This is a genomic window from Butyrivibrio sp. NATIVEDY162, assembly GCF_045999815.1.
GTDB lineage: Bacteria > Bacillota > Clostridia > Lachnospirales > Lachnospiraceae > Butyrivibrio.
Window position 1 is genome coordinate 101,745 of record NZ_CP172573.1, and the last position, 25,638, is coordinate 127,382.

The following is a 25,638-nucleotide window of genomic DNA, read 5'->3' on the forward strand; positions in this document are numbered from 1 at the left end:
TTCGCACCTCATATATAACTAAGGTGTATAACACCTAAGAAAAGTAACATTTATAACGTCTATAACAGACAAGATTCAAAAAGGAGAGAGGTTTAAATGAAAGGACTAAAGAAATTTTTAACTGGAATCCTTGCTGGTGCCATGGCACTTTCCATGACACTTACAGCAGGCAATGCAATGTCAGCTAAAGCAGCTGATATCACTATTGACAGTACTAGTGAGGATAGTAGTCAGAATACTAAACAGTCATATACCTGGTATAGAATTCTTTCTGCAGATATTAGCGATGATGTAACGCTTGAACAGGGTACTAATAAAATTACAAGCGGAACTGTTGTTTATTACACCGATACAGAAGCTCGTGCTAAAGCACTTCAGGGAACAGGTTTATTTGACTACACTGCTACAGCGGATGGAAAGTTTAATGTGTATCCAAATGATGCTGGTAAAAATGCTAGTGGAGAATTGCTTGCTGCAAAATTAGATGAGATTAAGGAATCTTTTGAAAGTGGAACAGTAAATGGCGATGCTGATGGATCTACAGAGCTTGGTGTCGGAACAGATGGTTACTACCTGATAACATCTTCACTTGGTTCAACTCTGATAGCTCAGACTCTTGGCAGTAATGTACATATTACCGAGAAAAATACATATCCTACAGTAGATAAGAAGCAGAGCACTACTGCTGATAATTATTCAAATGAAGATCTTACTGTAAAGGTAGGAGATGTAATTTACTATTCAATTGATGTTACTATTCCTGCAGCTACTTCAGAGGAAATTTTTGTCAGAGATACAATGTCTACAGGACTTAGCTACAATAATGATGCTGTTGTTACAGGCTATAATGGAATCGCATTATCAGGAGAAGACCTTAAGGGTGCTACATTTGGTTATAAATTTGCTGCTAATAATGGATCTAATGCTTCCGCTACAATTACTTTCTCTGCAACAGTAACAGCTGATGCTGTAATAGCTTCAAGTAAGCAGAATGATGTAACACTTGACTATGGAGAATATCATCAAGAAGACACTGTTAAGTTCCTTACATATAAAACTATAGTTTATAAGTATGGCGGAGCTGAGGAGTCTAATAAACTTGAAGGTGTTAAGTTTACATTAAAGGCTAATAATGTTGATTTCCCTGTTTCTTATGATGCGACAAATAAATGCTATTTCCCTGATGCAAATGGATCAGCTGAGATCGTAACAGATGCGGATGGCTTTATCGTAATAAGAGGTCTTAGCAACGTAGAGACAACATATACAATATATGAGACAGAAACTGTTGCCGGATATAACCTTCCTGCAGAGGCTGATAGAACTACACCGCTTGCACTTGTCGAGGACAACGGAGGCACTTATACACCTAACAAGGATGCTGACAGCGCAGCAAAGATTCGTAACAATTCCGGAGCAGTTCTTCCTTCTACAGGTGGAATTGGTACTACTATTTTCTACATCATAGGTGGGCTTCTTATTGTAGCTGCTGTTGTATTCTTTGTAGTACGCAGAAAGAGTGATGCTGAATAATATTGTTCAGACAGAAGAGAAGATGGCAATAGTTGTCATCTAAAGACATATTATTTTTGGAAAAGATTTTCACAAAAAAGTAATTACTGGAATATTGAATCTTGTTTCTGTAGACAGCGAATATAGAGACAAATTGTATCTGTAGAGCAGGCTCATTCGCCTGCTCTGAGATACAGATTTTCAGTAGTATTAAGATGCGCTGTTTTCTTGCAAAAAAATGGATGGATTTTAGATGAAGAGCAAGGGATTTGCAAAACAATTACCAAACCTCATATTTGCTGTAATTTTTATAGTAGGACTTGGGATTTTTTTGTATCCGTCTGTAAGTAATTATATTAATACTAAGAACCAAAGCAGGACAGTAACTAATTACGAAGAGCTTATGGCTTCTATGACAGAAGAAGATTATGAGCAATATTGGACTGCTGCAAAAGAATATAATGAAAAAATTAAATCCAGAGGTATGAACTTTAACCTCTCGGATGAAGAACTGGCAGAGTATCATGCCACATTGGATCCCACCGGTACCGGAGTAATGGGACATATTGAGATTGAAAAGATTGGTGTCGACCTGCCAATCTATCATGATGTAACTGAATCTGTTTTACAGGTTGGAATAGGTCATATACCGGGATCGTCGCTCCCTACCGGAACAACCGGTACACATGCGCTATTGTCCGGGCACAGAGGGCTTCCTTCAGCCAAGCTTTTTTCTGAGCTTGACCAGATGATAGAAGGAGATACGTTTTTACTGCATATAATGAATCAGACATTTGCATATCAGGTGGATAACATTCAGATTGTTCTTCCTGAAGAGACGCAGAGTTTGACGATTTATCCTAACAACGACTATGTCACGCTTGTGACTTGTACACCTTACGGTGTCAATACTCACAGAATGCTCGTTAGGGGCAAGCGTGTTGATTATAATGAAGAAACAAGGCTTATAGTTCCTGCAGATGCAACCAAGGTAAATAATCTGGTAGTTGCGCCATTTATTGCAGGACCGGTTATATTAGTTCTGTTTATTTGGTTTGTTGCCAGTACATCAGACCATGGTAAAAAGAAAAAGGCTGCGACAGTAGATGATCTGCGCAGGCCTAAGAGGTAAGTTTTATGAAGATTTTCAAGAAAATGAAAAAGCTGATTATAGGTGGCACTTTGGCGGCACTTACGTTGGCTATGATGATTCCGACAGCTGTGTCTGCCGGCTCAGAGGATAGTAAATCCCTTGGTAAAATCGATATGAGCAGGGATACTACTTTATCAGTTTACTATTCGTTTGATGCATCCGGTGAGATACCTGCCTATGGAAAAATGTCAGGAGTTAATGTCAAGGTATATAAAATGGCTTCCATATCAGAAGATGGAACTTTTACATTGATTGCTCCTTTTGATCAGCTTGATGAAGAGATTACAGATATGTATTCAATCTCGGATCAGGACAAATGGAATGGAATAATTACCAAGGCCGTTATTATTGCAAATGAGAATTCTGTTCAGCCAAGCTATATCGGTACTTCAGATTCTGAGGGATATGCAAGACTTGGAAAAGTTGATAAGGGTCTTTATCTGGGCATCAATGATCCTATAGTAATAGATGATATTCAGTATAAATATTGGGACTTCTTATCTGTAGTTCCGGGACCTAATAATCTCGAGGAAAATCAGGGTAATGGATGGGATGGCACATGGACAAACGCATATTATGATGTAATTGCGATTCCAAAGAAAGAAGCTGTAAAGCTAGAGGGAGATCCGGAAGAATATCAGGTATTTAAGCAGTGGGTTGATGACGGAGCTGCGAACAGGCCTTTATCCATTGATGTGAAAATATACTGTGACGGTACGCTTCTGGAGACAGTTACGCTTTCTAATGATAATAACTGGCAATACAAGTGGAAATCAGAAAAAGGACATATTTTTACAGTTGAAGAGGTTATGAATACGGATGATTATACATCCAAGATCTCAAGAAATGAAAATACTTTTGTCATAGTAAACACAAAGGAACCGGATGAACCGGACAAGCCGGATAAGCCTGAAAAACCGAAGAAACCGGATAAGCCGAATAAACCTAACAACCCGGGATCACCGGATGAGCCTGATACTCCGAACAATGATACGCCTGACGATGGAGGTGTTCTTGGCGCTATCAGAAGGTTATCGGACGAACTTCCGGAAGTTTTAGGTGCTCGCAGACTTCCTCAGACAGGTCAGCTTTGGTGGCCTATTCCTATTCTTGCTATTGTTGGAATAATACTTATTTTTCTTGGCTTTAGAAGTGAAAGAAAAAGGAAATAATTCCTGATAACGCAAATGTTGGTGGCGGAGAGTAAAGGTAGATAAAAGTTATTTGCTCATATATATTATGGGTAAAAGAGTGGGGCTTACTTTCAGATATAAAGGTGGGCTTAACATGAAAATAATCACAAAGGGAAGAATAATGATCCTGCTTGGGTTCATATGCTTTGGAATCGCAGCAAACATTGTGGTACATAACCAAAATGAGGATTTGGCAGCTGGGGTCAGTGCGGCAGGGCTGCTAGAAGGCGTTGAAGCACAGATTACTAACACTCCGATTGATATGAATCCGACCGGTGATATGAAATCAGTTGATGTCAATGGGCAGTCATTCATAGGAATAATTGCTATTCCTGCAATAGATATCAGACTTCCTATTCAGCAGGAATGGTCAAGCACAAATGCGAAGACTTCTCCCTGCAGATATAAGGGATCTGTTTACGACAATAATCTTATTGTAGCAGGACATAATTATCAGAGACATTTTGGTAATCTGAAAAACCTTGTTGCCGGTGATACTATCATAGTTACGGATATAGATGGACGCCAGTATTACTATGAAGTGACATACATCGAGGAAATAGGAACTTATGATGTGGATGCCATGGATGAAGGCGAGTGGGACTTTACAGTATTTACCTGTACTATCGGTGGAGCAAGCCGTGTGACTGTTCGGTGTGACTTTGTACAGATGATAGCTCCCGGCTCAGGAGATTCAGTTACAAAGGAAATTCAAAACGCTATTACTGAAAATTAAAAATACCAGTGAAAAATATAATATTTTTTGTACATTCCGGTTTGAGTGGGGGCTCGAACCGGATTTTTTCAGCCAAAATCTTTCTGGTACCTTAAGGAAAAGCAAAAATGTGGTATTATAGTATATGGAAATTTAGAGGATAGAGCCATTTATGCCAATACAGACAATATGTAATTGCGGACGGTGAATTATCACCACTATTTCAAAGCAGAGCAAGAAAATTATAAACAGTTACATGAATGGCTTATTAGAAATATTTGAAAGGATAGAAAAGAAAATGGCACTTGAAAAGCTAGAACCAAAAGAAGTTTTTAAATGGTTTGAGGAGATTTGCAATATTCCTCACGGATCCGGAAATTTAAAAAAGATAAGCAATTTTCTGGTGAAATTTGCAAAAGACAGAAATCTGTATGTGAGACAGGATAAGAGTCTTAACATAATAATCAAGAAGCCCGGAACAAAGGGGTATGAGAATCATGAACCTGTTATACTTCAGGGGCATATGGATATGGTAGCTGTATGTGAAAAGGGCGCTAAGATCAACATGGAGAAGGATGCCCTTAAAGTACAGACGGATGGAGAATTTGTTTGGGCGGACAAGACGAGCCTGGGCGGCGATGATGGAATAGCTGTTGCTTACGCATTGGCACTTTTGGATAGCGATAAGATACCTCATCCTCCGTTGGAAGTTATCATCACAACAAATGAAGAGACCGGAATGGATGGCGCCATGGCACTTAAATGTGATGATATAACCGGAAGAAGAATGATCAATATAGATAATGAGGAAGAAGGCGCAATGATAGTTAGCTGCGCCGGCGGAGCACGCTTTCATGGATATCTGCCGATAAGCAGAGAAAATAAGAGTGGAATTAAGGTTAAAATCCATGTTAAGGGCCTTCAGGGAGGACACTCAGGAGAAATGATTGTAAAAGGCAGAGGAAATGCCAATGTAATCATGGGAAGATTGCTTCTCGAGATTACAGATGCTCTTGAGGTTGGTATTATCAGCATTAATGGTGGTGTTGCGGACAATGCTATAGCTTCTGATTGTGAAGCTGAGCTTTTGCTTATGGGACTTGCATCTCAAATGCATGGAAATATACAGGGACCTGATGTATCGTTTTTCTCTTTGTTTGGGAAAATGTCTTCGATTGCATACAAGGTGGAGGAAGAGTTCAAGGCTGAACTGGGATCAAGGGATCCGGGACTTTCAATAGTTGTAGAAGAGGTTGTAGAAACAAGCCTTCCGCCTGAAGAAACTGATATATCGAATATGGCATCGGTTAACCTTGATTCGAGTGTGGATGCATACACAGAAACTCATGAAAAGAGAGAAGTTGTGTCAGGGGTAATTCCCTGTTCTGAAGTAATAGAGCTTGCCAGATGTATCTGTGCAATGCCTTATGGTGTTCAGGCAATGAGTGCTTCTATAGATGGCTTGGTTGAGACATCACTTAATCTTGGAATACTCAAGATTGTAAACAGCAATGTTGGAGCAATCGAGGGAAAAGAGGCAGCAAGCCAAAGTTCCGGTACAGTTGAGGAGGCATTCCTGCTTGACTATTCTGTAAGAAGTTCCATTGCTCCTGCCAAGGAAGCACTTCTTCGAAAGATGGAGATTATAATTGAAGGATTTGGCGGAATCTATGAGATAACTGGTGAGTATCCCGGATGGGCATATGCTGAAAAATCGCCTCTTCGTGATAAGATGGCTGAAGTCTTTAAGAAACTGTACAAAAAGGATATCAGGATTGAAGCCATTCATGCAGGCTTGGAATGTGGCCTCTTTTCTGAAAAAATCCAACATCTTGACTGTGTTTCCATAGGACCTGATATGCAGGATATTCATTCCACTGGGGAGAAACTTAGCGTGGCTTCCACTAAGAGAACCTGGGAGTATTTATGTGAAGTGTTAAAAGAACTTTAAAACATATGATGTTTTAAGCAAAAATTGAAAATATAAAAAGCAGCCCTTCTGCAAGAAATAATTTTTCTGTGATATTTACAAAATTGTTTCTTGACAGAGGGGCTTTTTGCTTGCAATAGTATTTCGCTCATAAATAACGTGTTTTGTCAAGTACGGAATATGAACAGAACTGTGCATATTTCGTAGAATCATCAAAAAATGTGAGGGGTATAATAGATTAGTATTCGTGTATGAAAAAATAAAAAAGTTTTGGAGGGATATAATGAAGAAAGGAATCGTAAGAAAACTTACTGCAGTGCTTGCTATAGCCTTGTTATCCTCAGCAATAACATCTGACTATAATAGCATTGGTGTAAGGGCAGGAGAGGAAGCACCCATTGTGGCTCCTGTGAGTACTACATCACTTGGAGACCTGGATATAAGTGAAGCCAAGAGTGTTGAAGAAAGCGGAGATGTAACTGCGGATGCTGACAGCCAGAATACTCAGGGTACAGAGAACGCTGACGCGCCTTTGTTAACTGAGGAAACAATCGAAACAGAGGATGGAAGTACAGCAGAAACTCCGGCTGCAGAACAGGAAGCGGTTTCTGATGAAGAGGCAGCAACTGAACAAGATGCTCAGCCTGAGGAACAGGCACCAGTAGTGGATAATGTTCAGGAAGAAACAGAGCAACCTGCAGAACAAGCTTCAAAACCTGATGATGAGGTAGCAGCTCAACAAGATGCACCTACTTTAGAAGAAAACAAGACTGCTAATGATCAGTCTGATGACAGCCTGGTCGATGATTTTGCCGATGCAGCTGCTGCAAATGAAAAAGAAGCTCCGGCTGATGGAGTATCTGATGGAAATGGTGAGAATACTGTTGTAGCTCCTGAAGTGACAGATGGAAATGGTTCAGCTGAGCTTCCTGAGGAGGAAGAAAAAGAGATTACCATCACTTTTATAGCAGGAAAAGGTATGGGATCTATTGTTTATAATGGTTCCAGAAAAGGCGATAAATATGTCGCCAAAATGACAAAGCCTGAAGAAGTATCTGTATTTTTATATCAGAGCAATTATTTCTTAAATTGGACAGATAAAAATGGAAATGTAGTATCTACTTCCAAAGACTTCACTCCTGAAGGTGATTTGTTTAAGGACAATGCAGTATATACAGCTAATTTCGGTCGAATTAATAAAGAAAAAGACATTGCATTTTATATCTTAAAGACAGGTGAGACTTTACTTGGACCTCAGCCCAAGGGTGATCATAGTGATAGAAAACCTCATTATGATCCTGCAGGGATTGAATGGATTGGTAAAGTAAAAAAACATTTAACTGAGTTGGTTGAAGATGAGAGCAAGTGGAATTACTATGCTGCTTACGAAGATAAAGATGGCGAGGGTGAGTGCGAGTATAAGAACCCTGACGGATCATATTCAGATTTGGTAAGAGAAAACGTTGATTATGATAAAACTCCGGCTTCTACAATAACAGCAATAAATAATTATCTTAAGAATACTTATCATCCTATAGAAAATACAGAGCAGCTTACAGAGAAGGACGTTGTTTGGTATGTATATAAGCTTGAGGATGATGGATATCATATTGATGGCTATCCGGCTGCAAAGGTAACATATAACTCAAATTATCCTGCTGAGAGTAAAAAGGAGAATGCTACTCCTGTAGTAGATGGACAAAGAGTAAACAATACTACATACACCGTAAGAGATGTTAAGTTTGATGCTCCTGAAGGATATTTCTTTGCAGGATGGTATATGACACCTGATTGCAGTGGCGACGAAGTAAAAGTTGGCGATAAATTCGAGAATATAAGCTATAACGTTAATCTTTACGCAAAGTGGACCAGAAAAGTAAAGATAAAAATCGCTATTACTCCTGATACAGACGGTCAGGGACCTATAACAATTGTGAAGTACAATGGACATGAGCAGACAGCTAATATGAATGTCCATATTTATACAAGCGTTGAAAAAGAGAAGAATAAGGCTGAGAAGAATGAGTCCGAAGAAACGGATGAAGACGGTTCTAAGGGATATATTGAACCTCAGACAGTTGCAATTGATGTAGCCGGAAAAATGCTTGATGTTACTGTAAGCGGACTCAAGGTTACAGGTGGTCATGGTAAGGACGTAAGAACCGTAGAAAATGATGGAATAGATTACTATCCCATTATGCTTGATATGACAGAAGTTAAGGCAAGTGTTGAAGGAATGACTGGGGATCTTAATGATTGGTTTACATTTGATGTTGACACCAGCCTTGCAGAAAAAGAAATTCAGAACAATGCTCCTGCTGCATCAGGGGTAGAGAAGAACGAAGAAACAGCTGATGAACATATAAAGGAGATCGGACGCCTTTATGTTCTCCCCAGAGATGTTGAGTTTGTTTCTCCTTCCGCTGAGAAAGTATATGACGGAACACCTCTTACAGCTGAAAGTGTAACTGTGAATAAAGATGGATTTGCTGATGGTGAAGGTGCGACCTACAATACATTTGCATCACAGACTGACGTTGGAAGCACTCAAAATACATTTAAGTATGTATTAAGCGATAACGTTAAGCTGATCAACTATAATTTCTCAGTGCAGTATGGCACCCTTAAGGTAACAGATAATCCGCAAAACAATCCTCCGGATGATCCGAAGGATCCGCCGAAGCAGAAATATAGAGTCACTTCTGATGGCTTTTCTGCACGCATAAAGAAGGATGATGAACCTAAGCCTAATCCTAATCCGGATCCTAACAATGATCCTAACCATGAAACACCTCAGGTGCTTGGTGCTATTAGGCCTTTGAATGGTACATCTGCAGAGCAGCCTGCAGTTCTCGGCGCAGCTAGAAGTGCTAATACAGAGGATTCAACAAACACTGCCAGAATATTCATTTTAATGGGGGCAGCAGCTGCAGTTGTTATTCTGCTTTTCATCAGCAGAAAGAAAAGAAAGGAAGAAGAGTAATTTTTCCTGACATATTATAGTAGATTAAGGGCGTCACTTCGGTGGCGCTCTTTTAAATTGAGTTATATAATATTTATATAGATTCTTGAACGCTTTTTCATCTTTGCGTTCAAGAAGTCATAGGATTGGGATAAATATTTGATGTTTATTCGATAACGTAAATATGAAAAAGTTTTCGCGGAGGGGAGTTATTATGCATAGAGAAAGTGGAATTCTTATGCCGGTGTTTTCACTGGCTTCTAAATTCGGAATCGGATGTTTTTCAAAAGAAGCGTATGAATTTGTTGATTTTCTGGAAAAATCATATCAGGGATACTGGCAGATGCTTCCAATCGGTCCAACGGGATTTGGTAATTCTCCCTATCAGCCGGTTTCTGCGTTTGCGGGGAATCCGTATTTTATTTCATTGGAGGACCTGATTGATAAAGGATTATTAACCTGGGATGAGGTCAATAGTGTTGATTTTGGTTCTGATATTGAAAAAGTTGATTATGGTAAATTATATAATAATCGCAGTCTGGTTCTTAAAAAGGCTTATGAACGATTTGAGCCAGCTGAAAAGAGTAAAGATTATAAGAAGTATATAGAAAATAATAAATACTGGCTTGAGGACTACGCACTCTATGTTGCTATAAAGGCTGCTAAGGAGGGAAAATCCTGGCTTGAATGGCCGGATGATCTTAGAAAAAGGGATGCAAAGGCTCTTGAAAAGGCAAGAAAAGAGTTTAGGAAAGAAATTGATTTTATATATTTTGAGCAGTTTTTATTTGATGAGCAGTGGGCAAAACTTCATGAGTATGCTCTGAATCACAAGGTCAAGATAATAGGTGATCTTCCATTTTATGTAGCTATGGACAGTGCAGACGTATGGGCACACCCGGAAGCTTTTCAGATGGATGAGGATTTAATACCCAAGGCTGTTGCAGCCTGCCCTCCGGATGCATTTTCACCTACAGGACAGTTATGGGGGAATCCGGTGTATGACTGGGATGCTTTGAAAAAAGATAACTATTCCTGGTGGGTTAAGCGAATTGAGAGAAATTATCAGTGGTTTGATGTGATCAGAGTAGATCATTTTCATGGTTTTTCCATGTATTATGAAGTTCCATATGGTGAAAAAACAGCAGTTAACGGTAAGCAGATGAAAGGACCCGGCATGGATCTTTTTAAAGCTTTGGAAAAAAAGCTTGGAAAGCTTAATATGATAGCTGAAGATCTGGGAACAACAACAGAGGAGAATACCAAGCTGCTTGAGGACTCCGGTTTTCCCGGAATGAAGGTGCTGCAGTATGGATTTACAAGCTGGGACAGTATATATGTAAATCACAGGCATACCAGAAACTGCGTGGTCTATACCGGGACTCATGACAACACCCCAACCTATGCATGGGTTCAGGAAATAAGTGAAGGCGAGCGGGATTTCACAAGGCGCTATGTAAACTCAATAAACACTGACTATGGAGCTTTCGTATGGGATATTATTCGCGAAGCATACAGATCTGTGGCGGATTTGTGTATAGTTCCGCTTCAGGATTATTTGTGCAAAGGAAGAGAGGCAAGAATTAACACGCCTGGTACCTCAGATAATAACTGGCAGTGGAGACTTACCCCCAACTTCCTTTCCGAAGACTTAGCTCAAAGTATCAGACTTATGACTGAAACCTACAGCAGAGTTCCGATAGCTCTCCCTGCTAAGAAAGAGAATATGAATAATTAAAATCAAACAGAATATTTAATGTATTTTAGTGCCATTTTTTTACTGCATTTTAGTGTTATATGGGTGCCTTCTTTTAGATATTCCGTGTCAGAAACTTCTGATCTCGATGTAATATCATGAAGAGCGGCACCATCAGAGTAGGGAATCACAAATTCGCAGTCGACTTTTTCGCCCTCAAGGGTGTTCTCTATCATGGTTACCAGGTTATCAAGGCCGATGCCGTTTTCGGCTGACATATATATTCTGTCCTCCCTTACATGGGGGATGGTCATGGAACGGTGTTCAGAACCTCCTGCGACCAGATCGGCTTTGTTAAATACATATATGATCGGGATTTTAGAAGCTCCAATATCCTGAAGAGTTTTCTCTGTTATTTCTATATGTGTCATATAATCCGGGTCTGAAAAATCGATGACTTCTAATAACAGATCAGCATAAACCGCCTCTGAAAGAGTTGAGCGGAATGCCTTTACAAGGGTTGTGGGAAGTTCATCGATAAAACCTACAGTATCTGACAGGAGAAAAGGCCTGTGGCCGGGGAGTTCAATCCTTCTGACGGTTGTATCCAGAGTCGCAAAGAGCATATCCTTTTGCATGACCTTTTTGTTGTCCTTGTCCTCGATATGACTGGCATCTATAAAGGAATTTAACAGCGTTGATTTACCTGCATTTGTGTAGCCTACAAGTGATATGCGTGGTATATCTGAATTCATACGCTTTGCGCGCTGCGTATCGCGCTCACGCTCAACATTTTCAAGCTCTCTTCGAAGCTCGGCACAGCGCTGCTCAATGCGGCGTCTGTCGAGCTCTAATTTTTTTTCACCTGCACCCTTATTGGATAGTCTGCCACTGCCACCACCCTGTCTGCTGAGTTCAGTGCGCATCCCCGCAAGTCTTGGCAACATAAACTGAAGCTGAGCGTATTCAACCTGCATACGTGCTTCCCGTGTTCTTGCTCTTTTTGCAAAAATCTGAAGTATCAGACCTGTTCTGTCAATGACTTCAGTATCGAGTATACGCTCAAGATTTCTCAGCTGGATAGGAGAGAGGGTGTCTCCGAAGATGATGATGTCAGCATCAACCATATTTATAAGAGTTTTCAGCTCCTCAACCTTTCCGCTTCCTATAAAGGTAGCATGGTCAGGGTGGGGAAGTGTCTGTGTTATGGTCATGGAAGGCTCCAAATCGCAGGCTTTAGCCAATGCCTCTAATTCATCCATAGAGTGTTCAAAACTCTTTTCATCACGGGAGGTATGATTCAGACCCACAAGTATTGCCTTTGGGATATTTATGCTTACTAATGTATCGAATGTTTCTGTCGCTTTCATTTTTGTTATTTTCCTTGAAATAAAGTTTGATTATTATCGTAAACGACAGATATATATGACGCTTACTATAAAATATTATATATGCAAATCGCTTTATTGATAAGGTGTTTAATGGTGTGTGACAAACAACTACACTCAGAAGATTAAGTTTAGAAAAATCTATCCGATATAATAAGTGGATTTATTTGATATGCTTTGATTTTTTTGAGGGATTTTTATGAGCTATGATCTATCATCATCTATAAATAAAATGACAGATTTTTACCTGGACAAGCTAGGTTCCGGAGAAATCATGAAACAGGATAATCAAATGAAAGAGAAGATGGGGTCTGAATTTTCTGATGTCTATGATTCTCTTCAGGCTATGAGAACTCTCGATAAGACTATGCGCCAAAGCTATGAAATGAATCACAGGGATGACGATAAATATGGCAAAATGAAAACATCACATTCTGCATTATCCTTCTCAAAAGGTAGCAACAGAATAATGGATATGCTAACTGATCAGATGAATAATGCGATGGATGAAAAGGTAAAAAAGGCCATGGAAGATGGCCTTACAAAGTAAAAGCTGCCTTATTAGCAAAAAGCGTCTCTTACAGACATAAGCACAAATCCAAGCTCGTTTTTGGCCTGAAAGTCTGAATCACTTTTATGCCAGTTCTGAGGCGGAACCTTTAACATTCCGCTATCTGAAAGCAATTCTTCTTTATCCATACCGGCTCCCAATATGTCATCATCGGGTGTTGCATTTATAAGTATGGCTTTTTCTGTAGACATAAGTGCATCTGCGAAAGCTTTGTCCGATAAAAACTTACCGACATTTGCGTTGTAAAGAATCTCACGATAGCTGTTTTTCCAAATGTTATCATCATAATTACTGATACTGTCACCGAGCTTTTGACAAATCGCTGGATCAGATTCATTGATTATTTTCTTATAAGAAATGAAATCGTTAAAAAGAAGAGCTTTTTCAGCCATAATATACTGAAGGGCTGTGTAGTAACGTCTACCGTTTATGAAAATTGGCTCACCTTTATACCAAAGAGACAGCTCGCAATAATCATTGTTCTTTTCTGCCAGATAGAAACACACATAGGTATGTACTGAACCATTCCCGACTTCATCTATAAGCCAGTCAAGGTGATATTTGTTGTAAGGCGCTTTTGGAAAAACAGGCGGGACTACATCATTTGTATTATTTTCATCATCTAAATCCAAAGCCTTGGCGTTTTTGTCATCTGAACTTGTTGATGCAGAATCAGTGGATTTTCCTGCCTTGGACTTTCCTTTTGACTTCTTTGCAGGCTTTTCCTTTTTTTCTTCCTTTGTGGGAACAGCATTTTTAATCTCTTCCGAATATGCCATAAAGGCGAGATCGTCTGCAACAACCCAACAGATATCATCAAATGAATCAGGATTTTCTGCTATAAATGAAGAGACAATCGAGATAGCAACCTTAGCGGCTTTATCCAAAGGATAACCATATTCACCTGTAGAAATGGAAGAAAAAGCGATTTTTCTAATATTATTTGACAGGGCAATGCGCATGGCACTGGTGTAGCAGGAGGTAAGAAGCTCCTCTTCACCGGCCATACCGCCCATCCAGATTGGTCCGACAGAGTGAATCACGTATTTGCAGGGAAGATTATAGCCAAGAGTGAGCTTTGAATCGCCTGTTTCACAACCGTTAAGTCTGCGGCACTCTGTCTTTAGCTGAGGACCTGCAGCGCGGTGTATGAGACCGTCTAAACCGCCACCCCCAAGAAGTGAGTTGTTAGCCGGATTAACTATTGCATCAAAACCTGTTACCTTTGTTATGTCTCCCTGAATTACGTGAATCATGTTGTCCCCCATAAACATTATTATCTGTAATTACTGAAAGTTTACTGCCTTGTTGATAGCGTCCTGTGCAAGTGCATAGTTGACGATACCAAGACCGAAAATCTGAAGAATGATAAAGATGATAGAAGAACTACCATTAGGTTCATTCTTGATAGCGTCTACCTTTTCGCCAAGCTTATAAGACCAATACCAACCATAGATGCCGCAGGTAATGAATGTAAGAAGGAAAGCTACAATACCTGAAGTCTCATTAGGACGTCCACTAAGCTGATTAGTCTCGTCTGTAAGAACGATGAACCAGTATATGCCATAGATACCGCATGTTACAATAGTAAGAATAATAGCAAGAGCAATACTTCTTCCTGTAATACCTGCACCGCCATAGAACTGGGGCTGCTGATAACCATAGCCGTTTGCATCATTCTGAGGGTTGAAGCCTGCAGGATTGCCTGAAGGATCAAAGCCCATATTGGCTGTATCAAAGCCGTTAGGATTTGATTCAGGCTGCTGTGTAAAACCTGCATCCTGATTCTGAGCACTCAGTGGTGAACCACAATTTGTGCAAAATTTTGTAGAGTCTGAATTCTCAGCTCCGCAATTTGGACAAAACATTTTTCTGATCTCCTCTCTGATATATAATTGTTCTTAATGATTATATCATAAGATAGTGTATAATTTATCGTAACAATAAATATTTATATTTAGTATATTAGCATTTTGTATTTTTCAGCAAACAGGATATAACTGGCCAGCACAGAAAAGGGGGAGTTTTCATGCCAATTTTAGGAGCTTTCATGGTACCACATCCGCCTATCATACTTCCGGAAGTTGGACGCGGTGAGGAGAAGAAAATCAGTAATGTCACAGAAGCCTATGAAAAGGTGGCTGACAGAATAGCTGAGTTAAAACCGGAGACTGTTATAATATCCAGTCCTCATAGCATTATGTATGCGGATTATTTTCATATTTCGCCGGGTAGTTCTGCCTTTGGGGATATGGGAAGATTTCAGGCTGATGAAGTAAGCTTCGACGCGGAATATGATGAGGAGCTTGTGGATGAGATATGCAAAATAGCAGAAAAAGGTGGTCCGGATGCTAAAAACATAACAGATAAGGAGAAAAAAGGTCAGGGTGGCCTGGCTCTCCATGAATTTCCGGCAGGAACCCTTGGGGAGAGAGATTCTTCTCTTGATCATGGAACTTTAATACCGCTTTACTTTATATGCAAAAAATACACGGATTTTAAGCTTGTCAGGATCGGACTTTCAGGCCTTCCGCTTGCACTGCACTACCAGATGGGACAGATTATTCAGGAAGCGGTTAATAAAACAGGAAGGCGGGTTGTTTACATAGCAAGTGGTGACCTTTCTCACAAAATGAAAGAGGATGGACCTTATGGCTTTGCACCAGAGGGGCCTCAGTATGATGAGAGAATTATGGATGTATGCGGCAGAGGAGATTTCAAAGAACTTTTTGAATTTGAGGATGGCTTCTGCGAAAAGGCAGCGGAGTGTGGTCACAGATCCTTTGTTATGATGGCAGGTGCTTTGGATGGGCTTTCTGTAAAAGCAGAGGAACTGGTGCATGAGGCAACCTTTGGTGTTGGATATGGAATATGTACATATGAAGTCGGAGGTCCTGATGAGACGAGACATTTTCTTGAGGAGTGGAGAAGAGAAAAACTCTCGGAGCTTGAGAGCAGACAGAGGGATGAGGACATATATGTAAAACTTGCGAGATTTTCTCTTGAGAACTATGTTAGTGGCGGAAAAACTTTGCATGTATCAGACTTAAGAGGCACTGAGTTTGAAAAGCTTCCGGATGAAATGCTAAATGAGGCCGCAGGAGCATTTGTTTCCATACATAAAAACGGAGCCCTCCGCGGCTGCATCGGCACTATAGCTCCCACTTGCAAATGTGTGGCAGAGGAAATATTACAAAATGCCATTAGTGCGGGAACTAATGATCCGAGATTTCCAATGATAACAATCGATGAGCTTCCATGGCTTGAAATAAGTGTAGATGTACTTGCTGAGCCTGAGCCAATATCATCCACAGATAAGCTTGATGTAAAGCGCTATGGGGTTATAGTGACAAGTGGGAATAAGCGAGGTCTGCTATTACCGAATCTTGATGGTGTAGAAAGTGTTAATCAGCAGATCAATATAGCCTGCCAGAAGGCGGGGATACCTGCGGGGGAGGAGATAAGCCTGGAGAGGTTTGAAGTGGTCAGACACTTATAATATCATTATGATAGGGCTGGGGTTCATAATGTGATCGGAACATCCTGGCCTTAAAAATACAGCCGGATTTTGGAGGACATATGAAAGAAAAAGTAACAAGACAATCTAATATAGAGCTTTTGAGGATTATTGCAACCTGCATGGTAATTGTCCTTCATTACAACAGTACAAAAAATGGCGGTTTTTCCACTGTAACGGATGGAAGTATTAGTCAGTTCATTCTTGTTACACTCGAATCTGTCAGTATTTCAGCGGTTAATATTTTTGTTATCATAACAGGCTATTTTTTATGTAAAACCAATGTCAGGGATTTTTTGAAACCCTTTGGACTTGTTGCGCAGGTTCTTTTCTTTGCAGCAATAACATTTTTGATACAGGTTTTTCTGGCACCAGATAATGCAAATATAGATACACTTATTGAATATGTTTTTTCCTCCAACTGGTATGTGTATGTATTCTTCGCACTTTATTTAATCTCACCTTTCGTTAATGTGATGTGGAACAGACTTAATGATAGTGGGAGAAGAATACTTATAACATTCATGGTTTTGCTCTTTTCCATATATCCTACGATTATCGATATCATTGGCTATTGGTCCGGAAGGCAGCTCAACGGAAGCAGTACTATAGGACTTGAAGGTTCGCAGGCAGGATATACGATAGTTAATTTTATTGTGCTTTATCTCATAGGCGCTTACATACGAGACACTAAGAACACGACAAAAACAGGTAAGATCATTTCAACATATTTTATATGCCTGTGTCTCAATATGGCTTGGAGTTACGCTGATGGAATGCGCAGTGGCAAGAACATATATGATACAGTTTCATGGAACTATAGCAATCCACTGGTTATTGCAGAGGCTGCGCTGCTGTTCATGCTATTTAAGGAAATTACTATAAAGAATAACAAATATATAAATATTTTGGCCAAAGCTTCCTTTACTGTTTACATTTTGCATTTGAGATTTATAGGGCTTTTGGGTATAAGTGAATTTGTTTCAAAAGGAACAGGCTTTATGTTTTTACATTTAATAGCATGTATAATTATATTGTACTTGGTATGTACCACTTGTTATTTTGTATTTTCGGCTATTTCGAAACCTATATCAAAATTTATGTCACGAAAGCTTGGAGCACTCAGAATGTTCTCAATATAAAGTGAATATATTTGCAAATAGGAGAAGATTGATTTCGAAATAAGTTATAAAAAGTACTGTTAATACCGATTGTTTGTATCGGTCAGAGGGAACGGATGACAGGAAGAAGAATAACGGCCACCGCAGCATGCATTGCGGCGGCATCACTAATCATGATTACAAATACGGCTTTTGCTTATAAAAAACCGATAAACGCAGTCCCGCTAAAATTGTCTGAGTTGGAGGTAAGTGAAGCAATTGTTATTGATGACGATAGCGAAGATCTTATGAAGGCTGTCGATGGCAGTGAAGTGGACTTTGATCTGGCAGCAGAAAAAAAATTACCTTCCTTCTATACTTCTGATCAGGGTGAAGGCGGAGACTATATAACAGCTGTAAGAAATCAGGGATTTACTGCACTTTGTTGGGAATTTGCCGCTCTTGGGGCTGTTGAGAGTGACCTGCTTATCCATCATGAGGACCTTGATGTATTGGATTTAAATCTTTCAGAAAAGCATGGCGCTTATTATAATATGCATCGGGCTTATGGATCTAAAAATGGTGGCATTGACAATGATTACAGGGAATTTGTGTATGAAGAAAATGATAAATTCCTTGGAAAATATGACACAAGTTATTTATCCGTTGGAGGAGTTACTGATTATTGCCTTTCACTTTTTACTTCATGGAAAGGACCTGTAGAAGATGCTGAATGCAATTCGTTTCATGTCATTAAGGGACAAAATGATCTGTACACCCAAAATGCAGATGTTCCGACAGGACCTTACGAAAACGCATTTTGTCATATCCAAAATGTAATGGAAATCCCTGCTACCCAAAAGAACAGAGACATTATTAAAAATATGATAATGGAGCATGGGAGTGTCACAGCAAGTGTTAACACTGATAATGCTTTCTGGACCGGGAAAAAAGTGGCTCTCTATGATTATAAGAAGTATGGTGAAGGTAACTTAGCGGATCACGAGATTTTGATCGTGGGATGGAATGATGAATATCCTGCCAAAAATTTTATAACCAAGGCATCCTCTGATGGCGCTTTTATCTGCAGAAACAGCTGGGGAGCTGAGTCAGGCGCTTCCGGCTATTTCTATCTTTCATATGATGATGTTATCTTTAACAACAATAATGTAGTAGCATACAGCTGTGCTATGCCGGGAGATAGCAATTGGTATGATAATAATTACCAGTATGCCGGATTTGTTACACATGTTATGGATCCTATAGTCGATAAAAAGAATATGGTATATATGTATGATAAAAATGATGCCTGTTACGGAATAACCATCTCCCCGGCTGAAGATGAAAGCCTTTCAGCTGTCGGTTATTTTTCAATGAGTACTGATACAGAGGATGAGCTGAATATTTATGAGCTGGTTGATGAAAATACAGATGATATTGACGTAAAGAATCTGGCTGATTCCATAGATAGATTAGATAATGATACACTCTTGGGAATGTCGGGTAGGCTACATTATATAAATCTTGATGAACAGAATAAGCCGCTGATATCAAAGAGCTGCAAGGCAATAACAGGTGGATATCATACGTTTTCTTTGGATAATCCCGTCAGTATCAAAAAGGGTAGGGAATATCTGATACTCATAAAACCCGGGAAGAAGACAAAACTGATATATGAAAAGTCCATGGATTATACTACACATGTGCATAAGGATGAATGGCAGCATAATCTTGGCGCTATTCATACAGTAAATACAGCAAGCGGCCACAGCTATCTTCAGGATGTAAGCGGGAGTGTGATGATCAGACAAACGGATAAGGATTTCTTTATAAAGGCCTACACTAATAAAATCAGGTGATATCACCTGATTTTGTCCATTAATGGGAGGTGGCCATACGATGGGGAGTCGTATGGCCATGTTGTATGAAAAAAGTTTTTTGGGGTTCAGAAGATGTTTTTCATCTCTGATGAGTATATGTTAGGATAAATTTGTTGCCAAAATGTGTCAGGTTTATAAAGTAAAAATGTTAAGTTTATAAATATAAAATAGGCGGCTGTTAAGATAAAATAAAAATTATCGGATTGACGTAGTTTTTATACATGAACCCCAGTATATAAGCGGCATTTACTTTGTTAAAGTAATACCAATTCTTGCAAAGAAAATTTTAATGTGCTATATTTTGTGGTAGAAGATGATTGAAACACAAATTCTGCTAATGTAGATTTAATAGGAGGTTTGTAGTGGGGAGAGAAGATAAGACACCTGCAGAGATTCGTACCACAGATAAGTTGAAAATCCAGAAGATTCTTGGCGATGCCGGCTACGTTGTAGAGATGGGGAATGGCAGTGTTCCAACAGTCGTTTGTAAGAGACGTGAGGATATGAGCAAGGATCTTGCAGCTATCCGGAAGATTCTTAAGGAACAGCGATACGAAGGAAGCTTCGGTGTTCGTGCTCCAAGGAAGACGGATGAGTTGATTACAAATGAAAATAATGAGAATTCAGACGTAATGGATGAGATAGTACCCGCTGCTGGCTGAGGATAAAAATAAAAAGAAGTTGTTTATAACAACTTCTTTTTTTTGCCCGAAGCATTTAGCCGGGATTTTATAGCTCACTATAGTCTGCTCGATATTGAATTATTCCTGAGCATCAGCAGATTCATCTCGTACCAGAACCTTTGACTGGGATTGGACACGCTTTATTTCATCCTTTTGCTTTTTTATTGTCATTATATAAGTCATGAGCTGGCTGTCTATTCCACGCATCTTACAACCAACAGCGTCATAAGTACCTATTTTGAAATTTCTTACTACAGTAAGTGTGATTTCGAATGATTTCGTGTATCCTGCAGGCTTAAAGGTCAGCCTTATACCGTCTCCGGGATTAGCGTATGCATTTTTGCCAAGAAGCAGTGACATTCCACGAATAGAGATATCGTATATAATTGCGCTGGTGGTATTTACATGGTTGATAACAGCTTTTCCAAGAGCGTTTAGTACGTAGCGCTCAGCCTTTCTTTGATTATCAACCTCAGTTATTATTTCAGAACCTTTTAAAAGATAATAAGTGTCATTCCAGTTTTCATACGGAATCAAGGATGAAAGATGAAAACTTACCTTCATGTTCCTTGGAGGAATCACAGCTACAGCTGTAGCCTGTGTAGCTGCAGGTATGGGAGTTCCATGGTATTTGAGCGGCCCTACCAAAAGAGCATCATCCATAACGGAGATAGCTTTTGTTTTTATATTGACCGGCATATTATCTATTAGTGTGCTTACTGTGAGTTCTGTCCCCTGAACAAGCTCTGTGATATTCATAATATCCTCTGTAAAAATGACGTTTGTTTATTTGTGAATGAATTAAAGGCAACCTTATAAATTTAAACATAGGTAAAGGCTTGTGTAAATAGTGCACAATCTAAAATATCAGTATGGTGAAAATTTATGTCAAAAAAAGTAAAGCTGTATGAAAAAATAATTCCAAAGTATATACCAAACAGTATAGTTTTGTTCTTTTTTTCAATTATGGCATTCATGACAGGACCTGTAAAGAAGGATATTGTTGAGACTCATCGCAATGAAAATGAACGCCTTCTTTCAGGAAAAAGCGGTAAGCTGTTTGTGCCTGGCAGACTGATAGAAAATCAGAACCTATGGAGTGACATAATGTTTGGCAGTCATATAAAGTCCAACATGTCATATTCGGGCTGCGAGATAATCGCAACTTATAATGCGCTTGTCTGTCTTGGAAATATGAATATTGGATTACCTGCTCTCATTAGTTATTTCGAACGAAAAGGTGTAACACTTAAGGGGGGATTCGGAATCACACCAACCGCGCCTGCCGAATATTTTAAAAAGATGGGTTATGAGGTAAAAAGAAATACTTGCAGGAAAAAGATTGTGCTTGATAAAATCGGTGATGAATATAACGTGTTTCTTGTGACTTTTTACTGGAATCGGGAAAATATAAAGAATCAGTTACATACGGTTTGCATATCCCGTGAAGCAGACGGCTTTTATATTCATAATAATTACTGTAGATCAAATGATGGGGAATTCATGCGCCAGGGAGCATATCATACACTTGGAGATGCTATATACGGCGTAGGAAAAACGGCTGCACCACTCGTGACTTTTGCTATAAGAAGAAAGATTGGAGAAATATGAAAACTACTAAAGAACAATTTCCTACAAAAACATCATTAGTCCTGTTTTTTCTTAAGGGGAGTATAGGTTTATTTATCGCTGGAGTAATATTCTCCATGGCGGTAGCGTTTCTTGATATGGTAAATCCCAAAATAATACAGTATACGGTTGATTATCTTATAGGGGATTCAGAGTCAGTGATGCCCTTTTATATGCAGATGATCGTTGGTATTACAGGGGGCAGAGAATATTTAAGAGGTCATATCTTCGTTGTTGCACTGATAGTAATTGCTATTGCTTTGTTGTGTGCAGTATTTCGCTACCTGAACAAGATGTTTAATTCCATGGCTGCAGAAAAGCTTATCTGCAGAATGAGAGACATATTGTTTGAGCACATTTGCCATCTTCCTTTTGCATGGCACAGTGAAAACCACACAGGTGATATTATTCAGCGTTGTACCTCAGATGTTGAGACCATTAAGATGTTCCTCTCGGAGCAACTGACTTCCCTGTTCAGAATTGTGATAATGATCGGTCTTGGAATGTATTTTATGTTCCAGATAGATATTTGGTTATCACTGATTTCTGCTGCATTTATTCCTGTGATAGTTCTGTATTCGCTCTTTTTTCATAACAAGATAGGAAGTGCATTTGAAATTGTTGATACAGAAGAAGGAAAGCTCTCTGCCATAGCTCAGGAGAACCTGACAGGTGTAAGAGTTGTACGTGCCTTTGGAAGAGAAAAATACGAACGAGAACGCTTTGAGACTAAAAATAGGGAATACACAAAAATGTGGATTCACCTGATGAAACTTTTGGCAGCGTTTTGGACGTCCAATGATATGATATCCGGAATGCAGGGAATGGCTGTACTTGTTCTGGGTTCCGTTTTCTGTGTTCAGGGACGTATAACAGTTGGAGAGCTTATAGCTTTTATATCATACAATGCAATGATCTCCTGGCCGGTTCGTATGATGGGAAGAGTTATCTCAGAAATGAGTAAGGCCGGAGTGTCCATAGACAGACTTAGATATATCATGAATTCTGATATAGAGACAGACAGGGAAGGCGCCATAGAACCTCCTCTTAACAGGGATATTGAGTTTAAAGATGTCAGCTTCTCATATGACAACGGAACAGCTGAGATTTTAAAGCATGTCAGCTTTAAGGTAAAAGCCGGAGAGACGGTAGGTGTTCTTGGAGGTACCGGATCCGGTAAATCGACGCTTATGTATCTTCTGGACAGATTATATAATCTTCCGGAGGATGGAGGAAGCATAACTATAGGAGACGTTGACATAAACAATATCAGGATGCATTACCTCAGAGAAAATATCGGATTTGTACTTCAGGAGCCTTTTCTGTTTTCGAGAACTTTGTATGAAAATATTGGCATCACAAATAAGTCAGCCAGTATAGAGGACATCCGAAGAGCTGCCAGAATGGCTTCCCTTGATGAGACGATCAAAAGCTTTGATGACGGTTATGATACATTCGTAGGTGAGCGCGGAGTCACTTTGTCAGGCGGTCAGAAGCAGAGAACAGCTATAGCGCAGATGCTCGTGTCTAAGCCTCCCATTATGATCTTTGATGATTCGCTTTCTGCTGTAGATACTGAAACAGATGCTAAGATAAGGGCAGCCCTTGATAAAAATGTGGGCCAGGCTACAACTATTATTATTTCACATAGAATTACAACACTTATGCATGCAGATCACATCATAGTTCTCAGCCACGGCGAACTGGCTGAGGAGGGGACTCACGCAGAGCTTCTTGATAAAAATGGTCTGTACCGCAGGATTTATGACATTCAGATACAGGGAGGAGGCGAAGACATTGCCTGATACTAAGAAAACTTACAGAAATAAAACAGTGTCGCTGCCATTGTTTGGATATCCCAGAATAATGCCGTACTTAAAACCCTATCTGCCTAAAATGGCTATAATGATTTTTCTTGGCAGCATGGTTAGTATGATAGATTCCTTTGTTCCGCTTTTTAACAGATATGCTATTAATAATTTCATAGCAAAGGGAACGACTAAGGGGATAGGGTATTTTGCCTTAGCATACGCCTCAGTTCTTATAATAAAGCTTATTATGGACTTTACCAGTGCAAATATGTGCGGAGAGATTGAGATGTCGATGGACAGAGATCTTAGAAACGCAGCATTTAATCATCTTCAGGAGTTGTCCTTTTCATACTTTAATCAGAATAATGTTGGCTATATCCATGCCAGAGTTATGAGCGATACAGGAAAAATCGGAGTAATGTGTGCCTGGAGACTTATGGATATAGTCTGGAACGGAAGCTATATACTTTTTGTGCTTGTGGTAATGCTTGCAGTAAATGCAAAGCTTGCAGTATATATACTGGCGCTTATTCCTATAGCGGTTGTATTTGTTATTTATTTCCAAAAACACCTGATTGTTCTTAACAGACATATAAGGGAACTTAATTCAACAATTACCGGTAATTTCAATGAAGGTATTACAGGCGCAAAGGCCATAAAGACCCTTGTTGTAGAGGACAGGATTCAGAATGATTTCAGGGAAGACACAGAAAATTACAGGAAAAATGCAGTTAATGCCACACATTTTTCAGCACTGTTTTCAGCTTCGGTGACCATGCTCTCATCCTGTGCACTGGCTCTGGTTTTGTGGAGAGGCGGAATCATAACCATGGAGGGTGTTCTGGAGATAGGAACACTGTCTGTTTTCCTGTCCTATGCACTTGGTATTCTGGAGCCTATACAAAACATAATTGTCACCATTTCTGAGCTTATAGCTGTACAGGTAAACGTGGAGAGACTGACAAGACTTCTTGGAACTGAGTCGGATGTTGCAGATTCACCTGAGGTTGTTAAAAAATACGGAGACACCTTTAATCCCAAGAAGGAAAACTGGGAAGAGCTTATAGGAGATGTGGAATTTAAGGATGTATCTTTTCACTATCCTGATGGAACAGAGTACGTACTTGAACACTTTAACCTGAAGGTCCCGCAGGGAACTAATGTAGCTATCGTCGGAGAAACCGGTGCAGGCAAATCCACTCTGGTAAATCTTGTGTGCAGATTTTTTGAGCCTACAAGCGGTGAAGTCCTGATAGATGGAAGAAATGCCAAGGAGAGATCACAGCTATGGCTTCACAGTAATATTGGATATGTGCTTCAGACACCACATCTTTTTTCAGGAAGTGTCAGAGAAAACCTCAGGTATGGCAATCCTGATGCCACCGATGAGGAGATATGGGATGCATTAAAGCTGGTTTCAGCTGACAAGATAGTTGAAAGAATGGACAATGGACTTGACAGTGACGTAGGAGAGGGCGGAGATATGCTCTCAACAGGTGAAAAGCAGCTTCTGTCCTTTGCCAGAGCAATTCTTGCCGATCCGAGGATTCTTGTTCTTGATGAAGCGACATCTTCAATAGATACAGTTACAGAGAAAGCTATTCAGGATGCAATATCTGTGGTGATAAACGGAAGAACATCATTTATGATCGCGCACAGACTGTCAACTGTTGTTGATGCGGATGTGATACTTGTGGTCAAGGATGGAAAGATTATAGAGCGCGGAACACATAAGGAACTTATGAAAAATGTAAACGGCTATTACCATCAGCTTTTCTCAAGACAGTTTGAGGAGATGGAGGCTGCAGCCATCTGAGATATCAGAGAAGATGGAAGAATGCATGATTAAGCCCCCGGGCTTTTGAAAAAGCAAAAAACAATAGAATATCAGCAATATT

The 25,638-nt window shown here is 39.7% G+C and carries 19 protein-coding genes; 15 read left to right on the plus strand and 4 right to left on the minus strand.

What is annotated here, in order from left to right; genetic code table 11:
• Window positions 1–96 precede the first annotated feature (96 nt).
• The 7 genes from ACHCNF_RS00365 to malQ all read left to right on the plus strand — a co-directional run bounded on the left by ACHCNF_RS00365 (window position 97) and on the right by malQ (window position 11,203).
• The gene (locus ACHCNF_RS00365; protein ID WP_408070819.1) at window positions 97–1,533 is read left to right on the plus strand and encodes an isopeptide-forming domain-containing fimbrial protein; all 1,437 of its coding nucleotides are present in this window, start codon (window positions 97–99) and stop codon (window positions 1,531–1,533) included.
• A 232-nt stretch (window positions 1,534–1,765) separates the two neighbouring features.
• Entirely contained in the window at window positions 1,766–2,644 is an 879-nt protein-coding gene (locus ACHCNF_RS00370) for a class C sortase (protein ID WP_408070820.1), read from the plus strand.
• A 5-nt stretch (window positions 2,645–2,649) separates the two neighbouring features.
• Entirely contained in the window at window positions 2,650–3,837 is a 1,188-nt protein-coding gene (locus tag ACHCNF_RS00375; RefSeq protein WP_408070821.1) for a Cna B-type domain-containing protein, read from the plus strand.
• A 115-nt stretch (window positions 3,838–3,952) separates the two neighbouring features.
• The gene (locus tag ACHCNF_RS00380) at window positions 3,953–4,594 is read left to right on the plus strand and encodes a sortase (RefSeq protein ID WP_408070822.1); all 642 of its coding nucleotides are present in this window, start codon (window positions 3,953–3,955) and stop codon (window positions 4,592–4,594) included.
• Between the two features lie 277 nt (window positions 4,595–4,871).
• Complete coding sequence (locus ACHCNF_RS00385) at window positions 4,872–6,524, plus strand: aminoacyl-histidine dipeptidase (protein ID WP_408070823.1); 1,653 nt, start codon at window positions 4,872–4,874, stop codon at window positions 6,522–6,524.
• Between the two features lie 262 nt (window positions 6,525–6,786).
• Window positions 6,787–9,486, plus strand: a complete 2,700-nt coding sequence (locus ACHCNF_RS00390; RefSeq protein ID WP_408070824.1) for a hypothetical protein — start codon at window positions 6,787–6,789, stop codon at window positions 9,484–9,486.
• A gap of 193 nt (window positions 9,487–9,679) precedes the next feature.
• Complete coding sequence (gene malQ / locus ACHCNF_RS00395; RefSeq protein ID WP_408070825.1) at window positions 9,680–11,203, plus strand: 4-alpha-glucanotransferase; 1,524 nt, start codon at window positions 9,680–9,682, stop codon at window positions 11,201–11,203.
• A gap of 2 nt (window positions 11,204–11,205) precedes the next feature.
• On the opposite strand, the gene hflX is transcribed toward malQ, so the two are convergent.
• Window positions 11,206–12,531: a GTPase HflX gene (hflX, locus tag ACHCNF_RS00400; RefSeq protein WP_408070826.1), complete on the minus strand. Its 1,326-nt coding sequence runs from the start codon at window positions 12,529–12,531 to the stop codon at window positions 11,206–11,208.
• A gap of 217 nt (window positions 12,532–12,748) precedes the next feature.
• Here hflX and ACHCNF_RS00405 point away from each other — a divergent pair, with 217 nt between their 5' ends.
• On the plus strand, window positions 12,749–13,099 hold the full coding sequence (locus ACHCNF_RS00405) for a hypothetical protein (protein ID WP_408070827.1): 351 nt from the start codon (window positions 12,749–12,751) through the stop codon (window positions 13,097–13,099).
• A gap of 11 nt (window positions 13,100–13,110) precedes the next feature.
• On the opposite strand, the gene ACHCNF_RS00410 is transcribed toward ACHCNF_RS00405, so the two are convergent.
• The gene (locus ACHCNF_RS00410) at window positions 13,111–14,376 is read right to left on the minus strand and encodes a riboflavin biosynthesis intermediates N-glycosidase (RefSeq protein ID WP_408070828.1); all 1,266 of its coding nucleotides are present in this window, start codon (window positions 14,374–14,376) and stop codon (window positions 13,111–13,113) included.
• Window positions 14,377–14,406: 30 nt separating this feature from the next.
• Window positions 14,407–14,988: a DUF4234 domain-containing protein gene (locus ACHCNF_RS00415; protein WP_408070829.1), complete on the minus strand. Its 582-nt coding sequence runs from the start codon at window positions 14,986–14,988 to the stop codon at window positions 14,407–14,409.
• Between the two features lie 161 nt (window positions 14,989–15,149).
• Here ACHCNF_RS00415 and amrA point away from each other — a divergent pair, with 161 nt between their 5' ends.
• The 4 genes from amrA (at window position 15,150) to ACHCNF_RS00435 (ending at window position 20,279) form a co-directional block, all read left to right on the plus strand.
• The gene (amrA, locus tag ACHCNF_RS00420; RefSeq protein ID WP_408070830.1) at window positions 15,150–16,619 is read left to right on the plus strand and encodes an AmmeMemoRadiSam system protein A; all 1,470 of its coding nucleotides are present in this window, start codon (window positions 15,150–15,152) and stop codon (window positions 16,617–16,619) included.
• 80 nt (window positions 16,620–16,699) lie between these two features.
• Window positions 16,700–17,779: an acyltransferase gene (locus tag ACHCNF_RS00425; RefSeq protein WP_408070831.1), complete on the plus strand. Its 1,080-nt coding sequence runs from the start codon at window positions 16,700–16,702 to the stop codon at window positions 17,777–17,779.
• 95 nt (window positions 17,780–17,874) lie between these two features.
• Window positions 17,875–19,596, plus strand: a complete 1,722-nt coding sequence (locus ACHCNF_RS00430; RefSeq protein ID WP_408070832.1) for a C1 family peptidase — start codon at window positions 17,875–17,877, stop codon at window positions 19,594–19,596.
• A gap of 383 nt (window positions 19,597–19,979) precedes the next feature.
• Window positions 19,980–20,279 (plus strand): hypothetical protein, encoded by a 300-nt coding sequence (locus ACHCNF_RS00435; RefSeq protein ID WP_408070833.1) that lies wholly within the window; start codon window positions 19,980–19,982, stop codon window positions 20,277–20,279.
• Between the two features lie 99 nt (window positions 20,280–20,378).
• On the opposite strand, the gene ACHCNF_RS00440 is transcribed toward ACHCNF_RS00435, so the two are convergent.
• Window positions 20,379–21,059 carry a PilZ domain-containing protein gene (locus ACHCNF_RS00440; RefSeq protein ID WP_408070834.1) on the minus strand — a complete coding sequence of 227 codons (681 nt, stop codon included), beginning with the start codon at window positions 21,057–21,059 and terminating at the stop codon, window positions 20,379–20,381.
• A 126-nt stretch (window positions 21,060–21,185) separates the two neighbouring features.
• Between ACHCNF_RS00440 and ACHCNF_RS00445 the strand changes: the two genes are divergently transcribed.
• From ACHCNF_RS00445 to ACHCNF_RS00455, 3 genes are read left to right on the plus strand one after another with little or no spacing between them, the layout of a single operon-like run.
• Window positions 21,186–21,911 carry a hypothetical protein gene (locus ACHCNF_RS00445; RefSeq protein ID WP_408070835.1) on the plus strand — a complete coding sequence of 242 codons (726 nt, stop codon included), beginning with the start codon at window positions 21,186–21,188 and terminating at the stop codon, window positions 21,909–21,911.
• Window positions 21,908–23,734: an ABC transporter ATP-binding protein gene (locus tag ACHCNF_RS00450; protein WP_408070836.1), complete on the plus strand. Its 1,827-nt coding sequence runs from the start codon at window positions 21,908–21,910 to the stop codon at window positions 23,732–23,734. The genes ACHCNF_RS00445 and ACHCNF_RS00450 overlap by 4 nt, the downstream gene beginning before the upstream one ends.
• Window positions 23,727–25,556, plus strand: a complete 1,830-nt coding sequence (locus tag ACHCNF_RS00455; protein ID WP_408070837.1) for an ABC transporter ATP-binding protein — start codon at window positions 23,727–23,729, stop codon at window positions 25,554–25,556. Before ACHCNF_RS00450 ends, ACHCNF_RS00455 begins: the two co-directional genes overlap by 8 nt.
• The last annotated feature ends 82 nt before the right edge of the window (window positions 25,557–25,638 follow it).

Excerpts from the sequence above, each read along its gene's own strand:
- ACHCNF_RS00365 (WP_408070819.1), top strand. The coding sequence starts at position 97 with ATGAAAGGACTAAAGAAATTTTTAACTGGAATCCTTGCTGGTGCCATG.
- ACHCNF_RS00370 (WP_408070820.1), top strand. The coding sequence starts at position 1,766 with ATGAAGAGCAAGGGATTTGCAAAACAATTACCAAACCTCATATTTGCT.
- ACHCNF_RS00375 (WP_408070821.1), top strand. The coding sequence starts at position 2,650 with ATGAAGATTTTCAAGAAAATGAAAAAGCTGATTATAGGTGGCACTTTG.
- ACHCNF_RS00380 (WP_408070822.1), top strand. The coding sequence starts at position 3,953 with ATGAAAATAATCACAAAGGGAAGAATAATGATCCTGCTTGGGTTCATA.
- ACHCNF_RS00385 (WP_408070823.1), top strand. The coding sequence starts at position 4,872 with ATGGCACTTGAAAAGCTAGAACCAAAAGAAGTTTTTAAATGGTTTGAG.
- ACHCNF_RS00390 (WP_408070824.1), top strand. The coding sequence starts at position 6,787 with ATGAAGAAAGGAATCGTAAGAAAACTTACTGCAGTGCTTGCTATAGCC.
- malQ (WP_408070825.1), top strand. The coding sequence starts at position 9,680 with ATGCATAGAGAAAGTGGAATTCTTATGCCGGTGTTTTCACTGGCTTCT.
- hflX (WP_408070826.1), bottom strand. The coding sequence starts at position 12,531 with ATGAAAGCGACAGAAACATTCGATACATTAGTAAGCATAAATATCCCA.
- ACHCNF_RS00405 (WP_408070827.1), top strand. The coding sequence starts at position 12,749 with ATGAGCTATGATCTATCATCATCTATAAATAAAATGACAGATTTTTAC.
- ACHCNF_RS00410 (WP_408070828.1), bottom strand. The coding sequence starts at position 14,376 with ATGATTCACGTAATTCAGGGAGACATAACAAAGGTAACAGGTTTTGAT.
- ACHCNF_RS00415 (WP_408070829.1), bottom strand. The coding sequence starts at position 14,988 with ATGTTTTGTCCAAATTGCGGAGCTGAGAATTCAGACTCTACAAAATTT.
- amrA (WP_408070830.1), top strand. The coding sequence starts at position 15,150 with ATGCCAATTTTAGGAGCTTTCATGGTACCACATCCGCCTATCATACTT.
- ACHCNF_RS00425 (WP_408070831.1), top strand. The coding sequence starts at position 16,700 with ATGAAAGAAAAAGTAACAAGACAATCTAATATAGAGCTTTTGAGGATT.
- ACHCNF_RS00430 (WP_408070832.1), top strand. The coding sequence starts at position 17,875 with ATGACAGGAAGAAGAATAACGGCCACCGCAGCATGCATTGCGGCGGCA.
- ACHCNF_RS00440 (WP_408070834.1), bottom strand. The coding sequence starts at position 21,059 with ATGAATATCACAGAGCTTGTTCAGGGGACAGAACTCACAGTAAGCACA.
- ACHCNF_RS00445 (WP_408070835.1), top strand. The coding sequence starts at position 21,186 with ATGTCAAAAAAAGTAAAGCTGTATGAAAAAATAATTCCAAAGTATATA.
- ACHCNF_RS00450 (WP_408070836.1), top strand. The coding sequence starts at position 21,908 with ATGAAAACTACTAAAGAACAATTTCCTACAAAAACATCATTAGTCCTG.